This window comes from Candidatus Fukatsuia symbiotica (assembly GCF_003122425.1).
Taxonomy (GTDB): Bacteria; Pseudomonadota; Gammaproteobacteria; order Enterobacterales; family Enterobacteriaceae; genus Fukatsuia; species Fukatsuia symbiotica.
Genome location: NZ_CP021659.1, coordinates 785,871 through 805,483 on the forward strand (window position 1 = coordinate 785,871; position 19,613 = coordinate 805,483).

The window sequence follows — 19,613 nt, forward strand, 5'->3', positions numbered from 1 at the left end:
GTCATCCGCATGTGCGGGTTAAAATTAAAATGCACTTTGATAGGGCAAAATTCCTGCACTTAACATGTCACGAGTACCCAGGCTGTAATTGCTACTCAAACCACGTAATTGAAGATTAAATGATATACGGTTGTCATATTTACTGTTGTTATATTTTCCATCCCAACCCGTGATTTTGCGTTCGTAACCGAAGTTTACTGCCCAACAACAGGTGGTGTATTGTAAACCGACTAGCTCGCTAGCCGGTTGACGTGCTTTGGTATCATAGTAATAGGCACCCACTACGGCCCAACGATCAGCTAGTGGCAAACTGGTTGCAACACCGATCTGTGAAATACCTTGTTGATAGAAGGGGTTGTCTTTTCGTTTTGGTAGCGAAGCCTTGATATATTCTGGGCTGGCGTAGCGATAGTTCAATTGAAATACTCGCTCGGCATCGTGTCGATACTCCATTATTCCATTACCCTGTGTCAAACTTCCTAGCCGGGTGTCATATTGTGTTCCTCCTCTCACCCTCCATTCGTCGGTAATTTTCCAGTTACTGTCTCCTGCCCAGACCAGACTGCCAATATCATCATTGTCATCGATCACAGTGCTACGCCCAGAACCCGCATGACTGAAGTAATAAATCTGACCAAGAGAAACGTTAAAACGTTCTACTAGAGTATCATCAAAAATACGTGAGGTTAAACCCGTAGCAATTTGATTGGCAGAGGCGATGCGGTCCAGACCGCTATAGCTACGATCACGGAATAAACCGTTATAATCGGTTTGTAGTAAGGTGGTGTCGTAAATATAGATATCGTCCTGGTTACGGTAAGGGCTGTAGAGGTATTGCGCTCGCGGTTCCAACGTTTGTGTAAAGCGACTATTCCAATCCATCACTCGGTCAAACACCACTTTTCCATCAACCTTAAATTGCGGTATTACCCTATTGACGGAATCTTTATAGGTATCGGCAAAATTCGCGGGAACGTCTTGCTGATAATGGGTAGCCATCAGTTTGGTTTCAGTATTTAGGCTGCTCCAGCTATTAGCCAAAGGCAAATTAATTGCCGATTCGACATGAAAACGATTAGCTTTAGGATTATTTGGGTTAACGCTAGTAAACTTCACCACCTGACCATAGGTATACAGATCAAAAGGCCCGATATTATTTTTGTAGTAATTTATATCTAGCTGCGGCTGAGCGCGATAGGCATCTTCATTACCCCCACCAGTAAATACCTGGAACTGTTTAGAAGAGAGAGTCGCGTTCCAGCTTTTTTGTGCGTAACCGGCACTGAATATTTGTGTGGCATAACCATCAGTGGTCGAGCCATAGGGAGAAACCAGATCGCTAAAATATTTTGCGTCACTGATCCTGGTATAATTGACACTGAAACGCCATACGTTATCCATTACACCACCATGTCGCCAATTGTATAACCAGCGGGTCTTATTTTTATCATGGATGTCAGTACCCGTATAAGCTTTATCGTTGGGTAGCCATTCTAACGCCATAGAACCGTTTCCGGGTGCTAACAGATAACGGAACTGATTTTGCCATTGAATCCCCCGTTTACGCAGATAGCGCGTAGTGATTGTGGCATCAAGATTCGGGGCAATATTCCAGTAATAAGGTTGGCTGAACTCGAAATAGTTACTGCTAGTGTAAGCAACATCGGGGATCAGGAAACCGGAGCGGCGCTTATCTCCTACAGGCAATTGTAAGTAAGGACTATAGAACACGGGGACTCCACCAATTCTAAAGCGAGCATTCCATATTTCGGCAACTTGTTCTTCACGGTCATGGATGACTTCGGAGCCTTTGATGCTCCAGCTGTTATCGGCAGGCAGGCAAGAAGTGAAGGTTCCATTTTCTAAAATAGTATAACGGTTTTCACTGCGCAACTTCATCACATCGGCATCACCACGGCCCTGACGACCGACCATTTGGTACTGACCTTGATCCACATTGGTATCTTTGGTATTCAGGTTCGACCAGCCTTTCGATCCTTTTAGCTTGATATCTGGGTCGTCATAGTTGACATTACCTGTTGCAGTTAGAGTGCGTACTGGTACGGTCTGACGGTCTTTTTGCGTCTGATGTAGTTCGACTTGATTGGCAGTCAGTGTACTGTTACCTTGCTGTATGATGACGTCACCAATAAATCGCGCATTGTATGGATAATGGCCTTCGGTTTTATTTGCTTGGATATCAACGGGAAGTTGATTAATATCACCGCTCACTAAGGGTTCATCGTATGTAGGTACACCGAGCATACATTGCTCGGCGAGATCAGCCAATGCGTATTGGCCATAAAATACCGTCCAGATCAGGGTAGCCAGCAGTGTTGGGGCTTTTTTTTTCATATTTTATGACTCATCACCGTTACGCTAAGATTAAGTTAGGCTGTTTGTCGGTTTCGCCGTCGGGTTATGAACTAGATGCCGAGTATGATAATGCAAATTTTAACTGACGGCATGATGAATTGAGGAGTATATGCAGTATTGGGGAAAACTGCTCGGTCTGATATTAGGATTGATGTCCGGTATCGGTTTCTGGGGGATATTATTAGGGTTGTTTATTGGTCATACGGTAGACAAGGCGTGCAATATGCGGCGCCGGGGGTTTTTTGCCGATCAACAAACACGACAATCGCTTTTTTTCCGTTGCACTTTTCAAGTGATGGGGCACCTGAGTAAAGCCAAAGGGCGAGTGACAGAGGTTGATATTCAGCTCGCTAATCAATTAATGGAGCGTATGCATTTGCATGGTTCCGCACGTATCGCGGCACAGCAAGCCTTTCGTGAGGGTAAGCAACAGCATTTTCCACTCAGAGCTAAGCTAAAAGAATTGCGCAACATGTGTTTTGGACATTTTGATCTGATCCGCATGTTTCTAGAGATCCAATTCCAGGCGGCTTTTGCTGATGGCTCTCTCCATCCGAATGAGCGGCAGGTATTGTATGTGATTGCCGAAGAACTGGGTATTTCTCGTACCCAGTTTGATCAGTTTATTAGTATGATGGAAGGAGGGCGTCAGTTTGGTAGCAAGGAAAATTGGCAAGGTTATGCTGGTGGAAATCAACAGGGCAGTTTTAAACAGACAACTCAGGTACCTACATTAGCGGATGCTTGTAAAGTATTAGGGGTGAAGCCTAGTGATGACAGTGTGGTCATTAAGCGTGCCTATAGAAAATTAATGAGCGAGCATCATCCTGATAAGTTACTGGCAAAAGGTTTACCTCCTGAAATGATGGAAATGGCGAAAGAAAAAACCCAGGAGATCCAGGCGGCTTATGATTTAATTAAGCGTCAGCTTGGGTTTAGGTGAATTACCCGATAGGTTGATTATCATTCCTTGGAGTATCAACCCTCTCTCTATTATTATTTAAAAATGAGTAAGATCTGTTAAGTCCTGGCTAAGTAGTTACACTGATGTTATTTGCAATTGTAAGAGATTATATTGATAAAGGTATTAATAAAAATATTAAAAACCATTAAATTACGGCAAAAACACAGTGATTAACGCAATATCACTGCTGCTGTATAGCTGTGGAAAATAATTATAGTTTAACACCAAGGAAAAATAATCTATGTCTAATATATCTTACATTGGGAGTAGCTTAATAAAGCATTTAAATACCGGTACTGCGAAAGATACTAAACAAAATCCACCCAACTCACTCTCTAATGGTGGTACAGGTGGCTTGCCATCATCTCAATTTGCTGAGGACATTCTCTATTTCGCTACCTCTTTATGTCATGGTGCTGTTGCAATTAAAAAACCGCAAAATCTAGATAATAATAACGTTACTTATCATTCCTTTGATCCAATCAGTGTTGAAGGGCAAGCAGCAATCAAAGCATCGGGTATGGTGGCTGAACATGTTTCTGCTTTTGCTCAACTAGCAAAAGAGCAAGATACTTATTTTATTTTTCGTCCGGTAAATGGTTTTTCAACCTCTCTCATTGCTGAGGGTGCGGCGACTAAAGGGCTGGATGTCCATGGTAAAAGCTCTGATTGGGGTCCGATGGCGGGTTATATTCCATTCGATCAAAATTTAAGTAAAAAACTGGGAGATGAGGTTGCTGTAGCAAAAGGAAATCAAGATAACCAGGATTCTCTACAAAAGAAAAGTGAGCGTTTTGCCAAAACACAGCTTTATATTACGCCGGCACGATTAAATGAACTGCAACAACAAGGTTTGTTGAAATGGGATGAGAACCGCTTGCAGATTACTGAATTAAGTAAGGGGGCAGGTGATTATCAGTTCCGTTTAGTTAAACATCAGCAAGGTTATTTAGTTGAATACCGGCAGGTTGATATGATGGAAAAGGATCATTCAGTTTGGCGGTCATTAGAATTAATGGGACAAAAGATCGGTGATCAGATTAAACCCCTAACCGCTGATTATGATTTATTTATGGTAGCGCCAAAATTGAAGGAAATTATAAACAGTGACGAGGTAAAAAAAGCGTTAAAAAATAAAGGGAAAAAATTTAAAAATGTTGTTGAATTAATAACGACAAAAGCACTCAGTCAAAAAACCAGACGTACGGTAGATCCAGAAATGGGCAGTGTTACCTCATGGATGCCCGGCTATCTGGCAGGATTAAATAATAAAGCAAAAGAAGTAGGATATACCGGCGGAAATGTGGTCAATCATGGTTCTGAAATGGATAATCCATTTCCTGAATCAGACCAGTGTCTGTTTGTAATTTCGCCAGAAGGAAAAGTGTTAATGACTAAAAATTGGCAGCAAACACAGGCTGTTATCGATGATGTCAAGGAAAGAGGATATATCGGTTACAGTAATCGTAATTATAATGCACTGGCTATTAACGAAGATATAAATGGCAACCAACAGGTTAAAATAATTCCTTGGGGAGAAGCTTTACCTTCATTGGAAGAGTTTGATCAATACCTTACTGTATTCGATAAAATATCAGGTAGTAATGCAGCATTAAATGATCTCAAGATGATTAGAAATCAGTTTGTTGATTATTATGCAGATAAAAAAGGGACTCCATCGATTCAAGCAGAGAAAATAAGGGTGATTAGAGAAGAAATAAAAGGTGTTGTTGCGCGCCACAGTAGTCAGTCAGAGGGTTTATCTATCGCGTTGGATGGGCTATATCAACGTATAGATGTTTGTGTGGATAGAATATTGCATACTGTCAGATCTTAATCGAGTGAATAGATCGGTGTTGGAAACAACATCGATTTATTGGAATTTATTCTAAATCCATGGCCCTTTTTTAGTGTTACAAGAGGGTATTTCATTAAAAACTATAAACAAAATAATAACATTTTACCCAAGATTCTTGCTTAATGTGACTGAACCTCGTTAATGCCTAATTGGAATTAATCAATCGCATTATTTTATTATAAAAAATAAAATATATAAAATCTGTTTAACCTCTATGTGTTTTTTATCTTTATTTTTATGTAAAAATCTATTTTTTATTAATTCAAAAAAAACTATATGGATCTTTTTACTATTATCGGCCTGGCTATCATGGGTGCCATTATTGCTTTAGGTCAAGCATGAATGAGAAAGGATCCCATTAAAGTACGAATTATTTTGGGTCGTATGATATTAGGGTCGGCTGCTTCAACTTCCGCTGCAGCTGTCCTGATTTAGACACCGGGTCTTTCACCTTTAGCTATTGCTGGTTTGGGCGCTGTATTAGGCATTGTCGGGTATCAAACGATCGAGTTATGGCTCCGCCGTTATAGTCAGAGCATATTAAAAAGGAAAGATAATGACATTAATTGAAAAACAAAAAAAATTACTCGACTTATTGCTAAATTGATCATCTGGGCGACGGAACAAAATTATCAGCTTACTTTCGGTGCAGCTTATCGCTTAAAGGAACAAGCAGAACGCAATGCCAAAGTGGGTATTGGGATAAAAAACAGTTTGCATATTGACCGTTTAGCGATTGATTTTAACTTATTTATTGATGGTGTTTATCAAACTAAATCTGAAGCCTATAGCAGGGGCCTTATAAGTTGATTTAAATAAAGTTATCAGAAAACAGAGAGTCAATGTGACATTGTCGCTTACTACGGAGCGCTTTGGCTTGAGCCCATTTATAGCAGGGGCCTTATAACTTGATATATAATGTGGAAATGATTTATCCTTGCACAATATCAAGATGACTTATCCATTAAAATTTCGTTAACATGTGTTGGCCGTCAAAGAAAAAAAAGCCCTAACGTATGCTCAAACGGCAATGCGCTTTAGTATAGGAAGTGCGAGTCTGATGCGGTGGGCCAAACGAATCGCCCCCTGCTTAACGCGTAATAAACCTGCCACTAAGATAGATATGGCAGCGTTATAGAGTAACGTATTAATTTTGATTACAATGTATAGCTAAATTATTCAACAGGGAGTTAGCGATGAGCCACTCTGTCGATTTTCGCCGTAAAGTTCTGGGTATTCGAGAGAAAGAAAACTTGAGTATCAGAGAGACCGCTAAACGCTTCCACATTGGTTCAGCTTCCGTTACTCGCTGGCTCAGTCGTATTATTCCCCGGACCTCAATTCTATCGAATACAAATGGGCTCAAGCCAAAGCACTTCGTAGAAAGCAACAATGTCACATTGACTCTCTGTTTTCTTATGACTTTATTTGAATCAATTTATAAAGCCCCTGCTATATGATGTCACAATAGCCGTCTCTCTTTTTCTGGAAGCTGTGCCGTGCGTCTTCGTTTGCCCTGGGATGATGCAGGGGTTTTTTTATAGCTGATGCCCCATTTTTTCAAGGCTTGCCAAATGGATTTCGTGCACACCCCAAAACGGGCCGCACTCCCGTTGGCAAGCATCTGGATAAAGCTCAACATCTTTGACCAGGGCTTTTTTCTTACGCCGACATGAGCCAGACTGTTGCGGCTCTATTCGCCTCAGCCAACGTGTTAGTGAATCCGTGCCAATGTGGAAACGCTTCGCGGTGGCTCTTATGCTCAGGCCTTCCTGCTCTCGAACACTGAGGACTTTTCGCCGAAAATCAACTGAATAACTCATCTTTAGCTCGTTTGGATTATTTTTTTACATTGTAATCAAAATTAAAGTGCATATCTATACCCAAGTGAAATCAAGATGCAGGATTTAGCGCCTGGAAATTATCGTTTAAGCGAGATACCAGAGAACTTGCCATTTGTGGTAGCTTCACCTCAAAGAAGTTTAAGATATCGTTCTTAAAACTCTGTTTAGATGGGTAATATCTATTGTTTCGTGTTTGCTCATTCATCACCTTCCACAATCGCTCTATCGGGTTTAGATTCGGGCTATACGGCGGAAGGTAATGAAGCTGGATATTCAACGTAAGCGCGGCGTCTTGCACAAGCTGTGAACGGTGATAGCCTGCACCCTCGAGGATCACATGTGCCGTTGTCGTGATGGGATAATGCGCGCGAATGGCAGACAGGAAGTGAACCACATTTTCGCTGTTAATCGTCTCATCATCACGGATTATGGGGTTAGCCACATTCTGGATGTTCAAGGCTCCCATGATATTCAACCGCGTTCTGCTCCCGGTGGTCTCTATCGTTTTATCCTGGCCTTTTCGTATCCAGCCGTAGCTTATTTTGGTGGCTTGTGTCGGATGAACGGCATCAATAAACAGTATGGGGTCATTACCCGCGGCGTCTTTCAATTCGCTGTAGGTCTTTATAAATTGCTGCTGTTTCTCAACGGCAAATTTATGCGGAACACCTTTCGGCTTTTTATAGCTAAAGCCATGCTGCTTCAACCCTTTATACAGACCTGATACGGTAAAGGTGATGTTCCAGCGTCCAGCGATATAGGCCACAATTTGGTGATTGTGGTGGTAGAGCGGCTGGGTGAGATGTTCAACCAGCGACGTGGTCTGTTCCGCATTGAGATAGCCATCGGAGCCGCCATTTTCAGGCTTGAGCTTGTTGAGTTTATGATAGTCTGTAAGGTGGCGCCGCACCGTGGTTTCATTAATGAGCTGTGAGTGAGCAATCATAGGGGAGTCCAGCCGTCTGCGGACAACAAAACACACCGGATCCTGTCACAGACACGGCGGTCATGGCTTTGACGATGTTGGGCTTCGAGGGTAATTTTCTGGTCAGCAGTCAGCTCTATTTTCATGGCTATGAGCATGATCCTTATCGACTTCAAAATCAAGCATCTTCATTGATCACGGGTATATGGTATTACAAAACTACACCAAGAGCTGGCTCCTGGTGTTTCAAGGGCTTCTAATTGAAGGGTGTCCCGTGCCTCAAAAAGAGGGACGCGGCACCCTTTGGGTTAAAATAGTCTTCTTGTTCCGAACACAGGTTAAAATAGGCAATTGATAAAGGAAATAGTCAATCTAGTCCTTAAAAACAGAGTATAGCTGCCATATTAGAAGATAATAGACAACAAAAAAACCGCAAACCTAGTGAGAATGCGGGTCTTTATGGTCGCGCTGTGGTAAAACCGTTGTCATTTAAGGTATGTGTCGTGGTGGTGAATGTCCAGTCAGCCTGATTGATTTTCTGTTTGATCAAAGTTACCTTGGCGTCAGGTCAGTCTGATAAAATGTTTGGCATAAAAATTAATTTTTTTACCATAGGGTGAATGCTGAAAGGTTGCTCAAATAACTGGATGTGATGATAAAGAAAGGAACAGGTTGTAACCGAACTTTTTAGTCAAAACGCCCGGTAGTTTCTGCAAACGGGATGTGTTCAAAAGAGAGATATGAATTATCGCCTAATAGGGCTAGCTTGTACGGTTTTATTATTAATAGGTTGTGCCAGTCGTTCTCCACATCAAAATGAACAAAAGCATGTCGATACGCTAGAATGTTTTAACCGGGCAATGTTTAATTTTAACTACAATATCGTGGATCCTTATCTGATACGTCCGGTAGCGGTGGTTTGGCGTGATGGTATGCCCCAGCCCGCCCGTAATGGTTTGAGCAATTTTTTCAGTAATCTTGAAGAGCCAGCCAGTATGATCAACGGTTTTTTGATTGGTGATCCCTACAAAGCAATGAAGCATTTCAATCGCTTTTTTTTAAATACGTTGTTAGGCATGGGGGATTCATCGATGTTGCTAGTATGGCTAATCCTAAGTTGGTGAAAGAGGTTCCTTATCGCTTTGGTTCTACATTGGGTCGTTATGATGTCGGCTATGGTCCTTATGCGGTTTTGCCTGTTTACGGTAGCGCGACGCTTCGTCAGGATGGCGGAAAATGGGTGGATACGCTTTACCCCATGCTCAGCTACCTGACATTCTGGATGTCTGCCGGTAAGTGGGTCATCGAAGGGGTAGAAACCCGTGCTCAATTGCTGGATTCCGATGGTTTATTGCGTAATTCATCCGATCCTTACCAGATAGTGCGAGATGCTTATTTTCAGCGTTATGATTTTCTTGCTAATGGTGGCGTATTAAGCCCTGAAGCTAACCCGAACGCTTTAGCGATTCAAGATGATCTGCAGAGTATTGACGCTAGTCATTGATAGAATGTACGCTAGACCTTTATAAGCTGTTCCAAAAATAAAAACCTTTTAGGTTTTATAAACCGGCGCGCATCTGACGCCGGTATTTTTTTATTTTTTATCACTGACATCAACCGGACGCATTGTCGGGAAAAGGATCACATCACGAATAGTATGACTGTTAGTCAACAACATAACCATACGGTCGATACCGATACCCAAGCCTGCGGTCGGCGGTAAGCCATGTTCCAATGCCGTTACATAGTCTGCATCGTAGAGCATGGCTTCGTCATCACCGCTTTTCTTAGCCTGTACCTGTGTGTCAAAACGGTCTGCCTGATCCTGTGCATCGTTTAGCTCAGAGAAGCCATTGCCGATTTCTCGACCACCGATAAAAAACTCAAAGCGATCGGTAAAAAACGGATTTTCATTATTGCACCGTGCCAATGGCGAGACCTCTGCCGGGTACTCGGTGATGAAAGTTGGCTGTATTAGATGGCTTTCAGCTGTCGCCTCAAAAATTTCACACTGAATACGACCCAGCTCCCAGTTTTTTTCCAGTTTAATCCCCAAGGAACCCGCAATTTTTTTGGCTTTGTCGATATCCTCCAAATCGGTAATATTAGTATCTTTGTGATATTGGCAAATCGCTTCTTTCATCGTCAATTTGGCAAATGGCTTTGAGAAATCAAAAATATTATCGCCATAAGTGACCACATTATTGCCTAACACGGTTTTAGTTAGTGTGCGGAATAGTTCTTCCGTCAGAGCCATAAGATCTCGGTAATCCGCATATGCCATATAGAGTTCCATCATGGTGAACTCTGGGTTGTGGCGCGGCGAAATACCTTCGTTACGGAAGTTACGGTTAATTTCGAATACGCGTTCAAATCCTCCCACCACTAAACGTTTTAAATAGAGTTCCGGCGCAATACGCAGGTACATGTCAATGTCTAGGGCATTATGATGAGTCTCAAACGGGCGTGCCGCCGCACCACCGGGAATCACCTGCATCATTGGCGTTTCAACTTCCATAAAGTCTTTTTCCACCATAAATTGGCGGATAGTCGCAATGATTTTTGAACGTGTCTTAAAAGTACGACGTGATTTATCATTAGCAATCAGATCCAGGTAACGCTGACGGTAGCAAGTTTCCTGATCGGTTAAACCATGGAATTTATCTGGCAGTGGCCGTAAAGCCTTCGTCAGAAGTCGCAGTTCAGTACAGTGGATTGAAAGTTCACCGGTTTTTGTTTTAAACAGTTTGCCGCGAGCGCCTAGAATATCGCCGAGATCCCATTTTTTAAATTCTCCATCGTAGAAACCTTCTGGAAAATCGTCACGGGTAACATACAACTGAATACGTCCACCCATATCCTGTAAAGTAACGAATGAAGCTTTACCCATAAGACGACGGCTCATCATGCGGCCGGCAACAGTGACTTCACTCTCTAACGTGGCTAATTCTTCATTTTCTTTGCTACCGTATGTGTGATGCAATTTATCAGATAATGCATTACGGCGAAAATCGTTCGGAAAAGCAACACCATTACCCTTCCGCAATACAGCCAGTTTTTCTTTACGAACTCGTAGCTCATCATTGAGTTCTTGCGCTGTTTCAGTGACCGTTTGTCCAACAACCGATCGTTTTTGCTCTAACATTTGTGTTCCTTATAGCCCGGCTTTCAAACTTGCTTCAATAAATTTATCCAGATCACCATCGAGGACGGACTCTGTATTACGTATTTCTACGCCAGTGCGCAGGTCTTTGATACGGGAATCGTCCAAGACATAGGAGCGAATTTGACTTCCCCAACCAATGTCTGATTTATTATCTTCTAACTGCTGCTTATCAGCATTTTTTTTCTGCATCTCAAATTCATACAGTTTCGCTTTAAGCTGTTTCATCGCCTGATCTTTATTTTTATGTTGTGAGCGATCACTCTGGCATTGAGTCACAATATTCGTGGGGAGGTGGGTAATACGGACAGCAGATTCCGTTTTGTTAACATGTTGACCACCCGCACCCGATGCACGGTATACATCAATACGTAAATCTGCTGGATTAATTTCGATATCAATATCATCATCAACTTCAGGGTAAACAAAAGCAGAGCTAAAAGAGGTGTGGCGACGATTACCCGAGTCAAAAGGACTTTTACGCACTAAACGATGCACTCCCGTTTCAGTACGTAACCAGCCAAAAGCATAATCGCCAATAATCTTGATGGTTGCCGATTTTAATCCAGCGACATCACCGTCAGATTGTTCAATAATTTCAGTTTTGAAACCTTTTGCCTCGGCCCAACGCAGATACATGCGCTGTAACATATTCGCCCAGTCTTGTGCTTCAGTGCCACCAGACCCTGCTTGCAGATCTAAATAACAACTGGCGCTATCATATTCACCAGAAAACATACGACGGAACTCTAGCTGAATGAGGTTATCCTCAAGCGTTTTTAATTCAGTGAGTGTCTCGTTAAACGTCTCTTCATCTTCGGCTTCTAGCGCTAACTCTAACAAACCAGCAACGTCATCTAATCCTTTTTCAAGCTGATCGATAGTAGCAACCATCTCATCGAGTACGGAACGTTCTTTACCCAGCGCCTGTGCACGTTCTGGTTCCTGCCAAACGTTAGGCTGTTCCAACTCGGCGTTGACTTCTTCTAATCTTTCCTTCTTGGCGTCATAGTCAAAGATACCCCCTAAGAACGCACGTTCGCTCAGACAGATCTTGAATGCTATTTTTTACTGCATTTATTTCAAACATGATTTTAGCGTCTTACGTTAAGCCTTTGATGGCTGAATATTATTCGAAGTATCGATTCTAACGGATCCACTCGACGGTTTATAGCGAGTTCCGTAAAATATATCAATAATGTATTGATTGGTTTATAAATATTGCGTGTAATTTATTATTTTTAATTTTTTTACTGGGGATGCCAGCATTGAAGATTCAATGCCGATCCTCGATAATATAATATTTTCTGATGCTTGCAATTCATTCATATCTTTCATCAAACTCGCTTTACCTGCCTTTCCTTCTGCCTTTTTTTCTTCTCCGTGCATTTCACGTAGCATAGATAGTAAAACGTTCCACATTAAAGCGTGTTTTTCTACGGTAACAACTAACTTGTTATTATTTGTTACATTTTTTTTCACTTGCTGTGCCACGAAATTCATTATATCACGCCAACGTTTCCCCGATTTTTCTTCTAGATTTTCTAACATTTTTTTTTTTTCTTCATCTGAATAAATTTGTAAATACTTATTTAACTGAACATGATAAAAATTACTTTGATCAAAAGAAAATTCTTTTTGTCCTTCTTCACCAAGATTTTGCCAGGCATTATTGGTCTCTATGATCATTTTATTAAAATAGGTTAATGGTAATATTTCACTGGGATTTTTCTGCGATAAACAGGTTAAGGTGTCGTTAACATTAAAATCCTGACAACTCGTCTGACCGGCTTTGTCAATAGAAAAAGCCGCTCTTATGTGTAATCGAGGAAAACTGGCATTGTGTTTTTTCAATGATACCTTGTATTTTTTCTCGTGATAATACTGATTTTCTGTTTTCATTTTACAGCGTTCAGTAAATAAGTTATCAGTTAAATCCTGTGTTATCAGGAATTCTACTTTAATACTTCCGTCTGTATTATCTGTCTCTATGTTCCAATGCTGATTTTTTCCTGTAAACAAAATATGTGTTTCGCTATTTTCATCCAGTAACTCTATAATATGGGCCGATAATGTTTGTGTACACAAGATATCCACAGCAATTCTTTGTTCTGGAGTGAGTTTTTTTAAGAAATTTTCTGTATTTTTTTTCTTTTGACAACATGTCAGTTGATCATCAATAAGCATTCTATTGCCATCAATGTAATAGCTAGCTCTGCAAATATCAGCAAATAATTGTTGATTATTATTGTTTTTTTTGCTCTCAATAGTCGTATTGTAGTCTTTGTTAATTGATGAAGAAAGCGCTTTTCTTATATATTCATCACAATTTAATCGCTCCTCACAACACAGAAGATAGTCTGTCGTTAAATTATGTACCACACACAGCATTTCATTATTAATGATAAATTCTGAACTGTTCGCATTAATATCATGCTTTATTTTACATAATGGCTGATTGTCTGGAGGAAGCAACTCTACGAATCTATTAAAAGAATTGACCAGTGCTGCCATTTTTGAATAGGGATTATGGTTGAGATCTAGATCTGTAAATTTATCTTTCTGCTGAAGTTGATGAAGAAACTCGTGAAGTGCTAGTAACATCCCTCTTTTCTTAGTTTTGCGAAAAATTTCTTTCGTTCGATCTAGAGGGCCCAAATACATGGCCTCTTTTTTACCTCCTCTAATAAGCCGAGCCACACGTTCTGAAGTCAGATGAATATGACTATATTCTTTAAAAGATACGAGTATTGGCATAAATAACTCCTCGGGACTTACTCGAAATCTGCTGTGTCCGCGCACTACGCCCGAAGGAAAGAATTAAAACCACGTTTTGGCATGGCCTTAATTCATCCGTGGACGATACTAATCTAGTAATTAAATTATAGCAGGAGTTATTCGCGAAATAGTGCTTCGATGCTTAAGCCTTGTGTCTGTAGGATCTCACGTAGACGACGTAACCCTTCAACCTGTATTTGGCGCACGCGCTCACGTGTTAACCCAATTTCTCGACCGACATTTTCCAAAGTTGCGGCTTCATACCCCAGTAAACCGAAACGACGAGCCAACACCTCACGTTGTTTAGCATTGAGTTCAAACAACCACTTAACGATACTGTGTCGCATATCGTCATTCTGTGTTGTGTCTTCAGGCCCATTCTCATGATCGTCAGGAAGCACATCCAGCAGTGCCTTTTCTGAATCACCCCCTAACGGAGTATCAACCGAAGCCATACGTTCATTAAGGCGCAACATGCGACTCACGTCATCAACGGGTCTATCAAGTTGTTCAGCAATTTCTTCCGCACTGGGTTCATGATCCAATCTATGGGCGAGTTCGCGCGCGGTGCGTAAATAGACATTTAATTCTTTAACGATATGAATAGGCAAACGAATCGTTCGAGTTTGATTCATGATAGCCCGCTCAATCGTTTGACGGATCCACCATGTGGCATAGGTAGAGAAACGAAAGCCACGCTCAGGATCGAATTTCTCCACTGCGCGGATCAGACCAAGATTACCTTCTTCAATCAGATCCAGCAGTGCCAAACCGCGGTTACCGTAACGACGGGAAATTTTCACTACCAACCGTAAATTACTTTCGATCATCCGTTGCCGCGACTGCACATCACCACATAGTGCACGTCTGGCAAAATAAACTTCTTCTTCAGCTGTCAACAAAGGCGAATAGCGAATCTCACCGAGATAAAGCTGGGTGGCATCCAGTACACGTTGAGTTACACCCTGCAGCAGCAGATCATCTTCCGCCAGTTCGTCTTCAATAACTTCATCTAGGGATGATTTTTCATCAAAAATCTCTATTACCGAATCATCCTCTACCTCCACCGAACTACCCTCATAAAAATCTGCGTCTTCATCTAGCAACTCATCGACTTTCAGCGTGTTTTGGTTCATATGCAGCTCCTACTCCGGTGACACCGAGAACAGAATTTCAACGTATTCCGTCCCACTTATCGCTGCGGAAGGTAACGCAGCGGATTAACGGATTTCCCTTTGTAACGAATTTCAAAATGTAATCTAACTGAATCAGCTCCGGTGCTACCCATAGTCGCTATTTTTTGCCCTGCCTTCACTTCTTCTTGTTCCTGAACCAGTATAGTATCGTTATGAGCATAAGCACTCAGATAGTCATCACTATGTTTAATAATGATAAGCTTGCCGTAACCTCGTAACGCGTTGCCGGAATACACCACTTTACCCTGAGCAGTCGCAAATATTGGTTGCTGACGTTTACCCTCGATTTCAATCCCCTTACTGCCTTCTCGAACAGCTCGGAAATTATCAGCCGGCCATTTCCACTCCTTAACTGGACTGACATTATCAAAAGCGCCACGGGTGCCCCCCTGAGCAGTAGCCGACGCTGTTGTATCAATTTTTGGCAACATTTTACTAACATTTTGCTTACCTGGGTAAGGAGAATACTCGCTCGTTACTTTAAAATCAACCGGCTTGGTTTGCATCGCCTTATCCGATGGTGGTATGGCTATTCTATTGGTCGTTGTGTTACCGGCTGTCAACATACTCTGACCGGATACGTTGTCCAATTGAATAGATTGTCCTACGTTGAGACTATAAGGTTGGGGGATATTATTTTTACTTGCCAACTCGCGGTAATCGTTACCGGTAATCCATGCGATATAGAATAAAGTATCACCCCGCTTAACGGTATAAACGTTGCCATTGTAGCTTCCCTTGGCGATATTATTATAGCTACGGTTATAAATTATAGGAGCAGTGGCGTTTTTCTTATCACCCGATTTTTTTCCGAAAGTTTTGCCTCCTGCGGTGCTGATCGGTGCGGAGGTTGGCGTATCATTGCTACAACCGACCAACCATAGACTAATAACCGTACATACTACAACCCGACGTAAAATAATCATGGGGTTTTCCGTGCTCATATTTTCCCCTAGTGAGACAGGTGCGAATACACTTTACATAACACACTGTGCTTTTGCAGAAAGTTTAGCGCAAAAATTAGTTATTTTTATAAATGTCTTTATATAGACGGCTCTCAAAACGAAGCAACGGTACCCTACGAGTACGTTGCTCCCCGGGAGAGACAGCGTAACCTGACAAAAACTGGACAAACGCCATACGTTGCCCAGTGGTGGTGGTGATAAAACCCGCCAAATTGTAAACACCTTGCAACGCCCCCGTTTTTGCCGATACTTTACCGGTCACTCCTGCTTCATGTAAACTGCTCCGGTAAAGCAAGGTACCATCATGGCCGGATAAAGGTAGCATAGAGATAAAATCAAGTTCTTTATCGTGTTGCGCAATATATTGCAATGCTTGCATCATGGTCGCAGGTGAGATCAAATTATGACGTGATAACCCTGATCCATCCACTACAATGCTGTTACCCAGATCAAATCCCGCTTTTTGCCTTAGTACCTGCCGAACCGCATCAGCCCCCGTACGCCAGGTTCCCGGTACATTAAAACGTTGATGGCCTATGGTGCGGAAAACGGTATCTGCGATCAGGTTATCTGATGTTTTCAACATGATTTTTAGCAAATCATGCAAACGTGCAGACTGAGCTCGTGCCAATATAGTATTTGTTGATGTAGGTAAGGTTTGCAACACAGTTTGATGTCGCAAATTATCATCGATGTCAATATCTGCCTTTTGCAATTCATCCTTTAGAATGGCACCGGCATAACTGGCACCATTTTGTATAGCAAAGGCAAGTGGCAAAGGTTCGTTACGCTGTGTCAAACATCCTTTAAGAGTAAAACGATTTAGTTCACCAGGTATAATATCTAGCTCACAGTATTGTGCATCTGCTGAACCTTTAGCCAGTGTACGAACTTCGCTAAACATCTGTACCGGGTAATAGGAAGCGACACGAATAAAGGCCATATCACCCACTGTGGGCGCACTAGAAAGTGAAACGGAGAAACAGTTACGATCAACAATAGCTGCTGCCGGAGGGGCGCTAAAACATTGGGTCATATCGTTCCATGACCAACCAGGTGCTTTATCGTGGCTAGAAAAAATAGCAGTATCGATAATTAAATCGCCAGCAATTCTATGGATACCGTTTTTTTTGAGCATCGCCACCATATTACGTAATTTCTGACGGGTTAAAGTAGGATCACCACCAAAGCGGGCAATTAAATCGCCGTGCAGCACACCCATGGTCACAGTTCCCGTACTTTCTAACGTCGTATTAAAACGAAAATCTGCCCCGAGTTGCAATAAAGCTGCCAGAGCGGTTAATATTTTCTGAGTACTGGCAGGCAGCGCCATTTGATCAGCGTGGTAATTTATTAATGGCGTGCTGGCACCTATTTTTTGTACCACTAACGCCAGGTTCGCACCATCGGGCAAAGATTGCATATAACTTGCAACCGGTACAGCATGAGAGCTTACAATGCCAATGCTGGGCGTCATAGTGAGAGTAATAGCATAAATCAGTCTACTAACAATTCGTGATAAATACGTAGTTCGCATCATTGCCAAATAGGGTGCTGCCATAGTCAGGGGGCCATAGTAAAGAGCAATAAATGGGAAAGTGCAACAAATAGTAAAAATACAATAAATAATAAGCCACAACAAATAGTAGGGTGCAACCAAGAGAAAGTAAACGATGATCGAAAGGGAACTCTACGTTAAAATGTAAAGAGGTTACACAACAGGTCTAGTGGCGATTATGTAAACAGAACAAATGTTAGAGGTATTTATTGATGAAACAGGTCCCGATGACGGTTTATGGAGCCGATAAACTAAATAAAGAGTTAGTATATTTAAAAAGCACACGCCGTCCTGAAATTATTACGGCTATTGCAGATGCCCGTGCGCACGGTGACTTAAAAGAGAACGCGGAGTATCATGCTGCGCGTGAGCAGCAAAGCTTTTGTGAAGGTCGTATTAAAGAAATTGAGACCAAGCTTTCCCATGCTGCTGTCATTGATATTACTAAAGTCACGCCTACTGGTGGTGTTATTTTTGGTGTCACCGTTACTGTACGCAATGTGGATGCAGATAAGACATTGGTTTATCGTATTGTCGGCGATGATGAAGCCGATTTTAAACAAAATTTGATTTCGGTTAGTTCACCAATAGCACGAGGCTTAATGAGTAAAAAAATCAACGATGAGGTGATCATTGCAACACCTGGTGGCGAGGTTACGTATCAAATTCTTAAAGTGGAGCATTTATAATTTCTTTTGCTCACGCATGCTTATGTTCTATTTCTCAACGGGTGTTATGTAACACCCAGAAGGCCCGCCAAGGATGGTGGGCTGGGGTATGTCTGAGGATCTAGCAGAATACTGGATTAAAAAATAGGTAAGGACCACTAGCGAGGTAGAATGACTTTACGTTCTTTAGCAGGTCGATAAAGCACCAAAATATTACCGATCATTTGCACGTTACTTGCGCCCGTTTTACGAACTATGGTATCAGCAATCAAGGATTTAGCTTCACGCTCTTCAGTGACAATTTTGACCTTGATAACTTCATGATGTTCCAGTGTCTGATTGATTTCTGCCAGTACCTTTGCGGTTAAGCCGTTGTTGCCCAGCATAACCACCGGTTTTAGCGGATGAGCTAAACTTTTTAGGTACTGTTTTTGTTTATTATTAAGGTCCATTTTCTTTTTTACTTAACTTGGGATTGAAAAGCACGCATTCTAACGCCATCTTGTAGGTATCACCAAATCACTTAACTTCTGATGTGAAGCCTTATGGGAATCAAACGGTCTACACCGGTTTTATCATGATGTTCTGAGAACGGACAATATGAAAATAAATTTTTTTAAAACAATGAGTTGAAAAGAGTAGCTGAAAAGCAATAATTGGAAAACGATATGGCTAATAAAAGGCGTTCAGCTAGCTCTAGTCGCTGGTTACAAGAACACTTTAGCGATAAATATGTACTACAGGCACAGAAAAAGAAGCTACGTTCGCGTGCCTGGTTTAAACTTGATGAAATACAGCAAAGTGATAAGCTTTTTAAGCCTGGGATGACAGTTGTCGATTTAGGCGCCGCACCGGGGGGTTGGTCACAATATGTCGTTCAGCAAATCGGGGAGGAAGGACACATCATTGCCTGTGATGTGCTGCCGATGGATCCCATCGTCGGTGTCGATTTTCTTCAAGGTGATTTCCGTGATGAGCGTGTATTGCAGGCTTTACTTGATCGGATAACGGATAAAAAAATTCAGGTGGTGATGTCTGATATGTCTCCGAATATGAGTGGGACTCCAGCAGTTGATATACCAAGATCGATGTATCTAGTTGAATTAGCGCTAGATATGTGTCGTTATGTACTCTCGCCAGGTGGTAGTTTTTTGGTGAAAGTGTTTCAGGGAAATGGCTTTGATGAATACCTCCGGGAAATTCGCTCCCTGTTTACGAAAGTAAAAGTTCGTAAGCCAGATGCTTCACGTGCGCGATCGCGTGAAGTGTACATTGTAGCGACGGGACGAAAACTATAGTACCCTAACCGCTGTTTGTT

General features: G+C 41.9%; 14 protein-coding genes and 4 pseudogenes. 8 read left to right on the forward strand and 10 right to left on the reverse strand.

All coding sequences use genetic code 11. From position 1 onward, the window contains the following. Nucleotides 1–24 precede the first annotated feature (24 nt). Entirely contained in the window at nt 25–2,355 is a 2,331-nt protein-coding gene (gene lptD, locus CCS41_RS03820; protein ID WP_119797237.1) for an LPS assembly protein LptD, read from the reverse strand. 130 nt (nt 2,356–2,485) lie between these two features. On the opposite strand from lptD, the gene djlA reads away from it, so the two are divergent. The 5 genes and pseudogenes from djlA (at nt 2,486) to CCS41_RS15565 (ending at nt 6,658) form a co-directional block, all read left to right on the forward strand. Next, nucleotides 2,486–3,319, forward strand: coding sequence for a co-chaperone DjlA (gene djlA / locus CCS41_RS03825; protein ID WP_072550578.1), 834 nt, complete (start codon nt 2,486–2,488; stop codon nt 3,317–3,319). Nucleotides 3,320–3,581: 262 nt separating this feature from the next. After that, nucleotides 3,582–5,177, forward strand: coding sequence for an anthrax toxin-like adenylyl cyclase domain-containing protein (locus tag CCS41_RS03830; RefSeq protein WP_072550579.1), 1,596 nt, complete (start codon nt 3,582–3,584; stop codon nt 5,175–5,177). A 471-nt stretch (nt 5,178–5,648) separates the two neighbouring features. Continuing rightward, nucleotides 5,649–5,768 (forward strand): annotated as a pseudogene (locus tag CCS41_RS17610) (holin); the annotation flags it as partial. After that, nucleotides 5,755–5,987, forward strand: a pseudogene (locus CCS41_RS03840) (M15 family peptidase); the annotation flags it as partial. The pseudogenes CCS41_RS17610 and CCS41_RS03840, both read left to right, overlap by 14 nt. 407 nt (nt 5,988–6,394) lie before the next feature. Further along, entirely contained in the window at nt 6,395–6,658 is a 264-nt protein-coding gene (locus tag CCS41_RS15565; protein ID WP_162859983.1) for a helix-turn-helix domain-containing protein, read from the forward strand. A 78-nt stretch (nt 6,659–6,736) separates the two neighbouring features. Here the strand turns inward: CCS41_RS15565 and CCS41_RS03855 are convergent, their stop codons facing one another. Further along, a complete protein-coding gene (locus tag CCS41_RS03855; RefSeq protein ID WP_205411486.1) occupies nt 6,737–7,021 on the reverse strand; it encodes an IS630 transposase-related protein in 285 nt (94 codons plus the stop codon). A 70-nt stretch (nt 7,022–7,091) separates the two neighbouring features. After that, nucleotides 7,092–8,113, reverse strand: a pseudogene (locus CCS41_RS03860) (IS630 family transposase). A gap of 714 nt (nt 8,114–8,827) precedes the next feature. Here CCS41_RS03860 and mlaA point away from each other — a divergent pair. After that, nucleotides 8,828–9,471, forward strand: a pseudogene (gene mlaA, locus CCS41_RS03865) (phospholipid-binding lipoprotein MlaA). Nucleotides 9,472–9,561: 90 nt separating this feature from the next. Here mlaA and lysS read toward each other — a convergent pair. The 6 genes from lysS to dacB form a co-directional block, all read right to left on the reverse strand. Next, entirely contained in the window at nt 9,562–11,112 is a 1,551-nt protein-coding gene (lysS, locus tag CCS41_RS03870) for a lysine--tRNA ligase (RefSeq protein WP_072551031.1), read from the reverse strand. Nucleotides 11,113–11,121: 9 nt separating this feature from the next. Next, nucleotides 11,122–12,220 (reverse strand): peptide chain release factor 2 gene (prfB, locus tag CCS41_RS03875; protein WP_119797238.1). Its coding sequence is split into 2 segments (ribosomal slippage): nt 11,122–12,144 and nt 12,146–12,220, totalling 1,098 coding nucleotides; the frame shifts between segments, so codons are not numbered across the junction. A gap of 122 nt (nt 12,221–12,342) precedes the next feature. Next, complete coding sequence (locus CCS41_RS03880) at nt 12,343–13,887, reverse strand: hypothetical protein (RefSeq protein ID WP_119797239.1); 1,545 nt, start codon at nt 13,885–13,887, stop codon at nt 12,343–12,345. A gap of 137 nt (nt 13,888–14,024) precedes the next feature. Continuing rightward, nucleotides 14,025–15,044 carry an RNA polymerase sigma factor RpoS gene (gene rpoS / locus CCS41_RS03885; protein WP_072551033.1) on the reverse strand — a complete coding sequence of 340 codons (1,020 nt, stop codon included), beginning with the start codon at nt 15,042–15,044 and terminating at the stop codon, nt 14,025–14,027. Between the two features lie 56 nt (nt 15,045–15,100). After that, a complete protein-coding gene (gene nlpD / locus CCS41_RS03890) occupies nt 15,101–16,030 on the reverse strand; it encodes a murein hydrolase activator NlpD (protein ID WP_083429664.1) in 930 nt (309 codons plus the stop codon). A gap of 94 nt (nt 16,031–16,124) precedes the next feature. Next, the gene (gene dacB / locus CCS41_RS03895; protein WP_072551039.1) at nt 16,125–17,546 is read right to left on the reverse strand and encodes a serine-type D-Ala-D-Ala carboxypeptidase; all 1,422 of its coding nucleotides are present in this window, start codon (nt 17,544–17,546) and stop codon (nt 16,125–16,127) included. 293 nt (nt 17,547–17,839) lie between these two features. Between dacB and greA the strand changes: the two genes are divergently transcribed. Then, the gene (gene greA / locus CCS41_RS03900; protein WP_072551035.1) at nt 17,840–18,316 is read left to right on the forward strand and encodes a transcription elongation factor GreA; all 477 of its coding nucleotides are present in this window, start codon (nt 17,840–17,842) and stop codon (nt 18,314–18,316) included. Between the two features lie 137 nt (nt 18,317–18,453). On the opposite strand, the gene yhbY is transcribed toward greA, so the two are convergent. Then, nucleotides 18,454–18,747, reverse strand: a complete 294-nt coding sequence (gene yhbY / locus CCS41_RS03905) for a ribosome assembly RNA-binding protein YhbY (protein WP_072551036.1) — start codon at nt 18,745–18,747, stop codon at nt 18,454–18,456. Nucleotides 18,748–18,963: 216 nt separating this feature from the next. Between yhbY and rlmE the strand changes: the two genes are divergently transcribed. Next, nucleotides 18,964–19,593 carry a 23S rRNA (uridine(2552)-2'-O)-methyltransferase RlmE gene (gene rlmE, locus CCS41_RS03910; RefSeq protein WP_072551037.1) on the forward strand — a complete coding sequence of 210 codons (630 nt, stop codon included), beginning with the start codon at nt 18,964–18,966 and terminating at the stop codon, nt 19,591–19,593. The last annotated feature ends 20 nt before the right edge of the window (nt 19,594–19,613 follow it).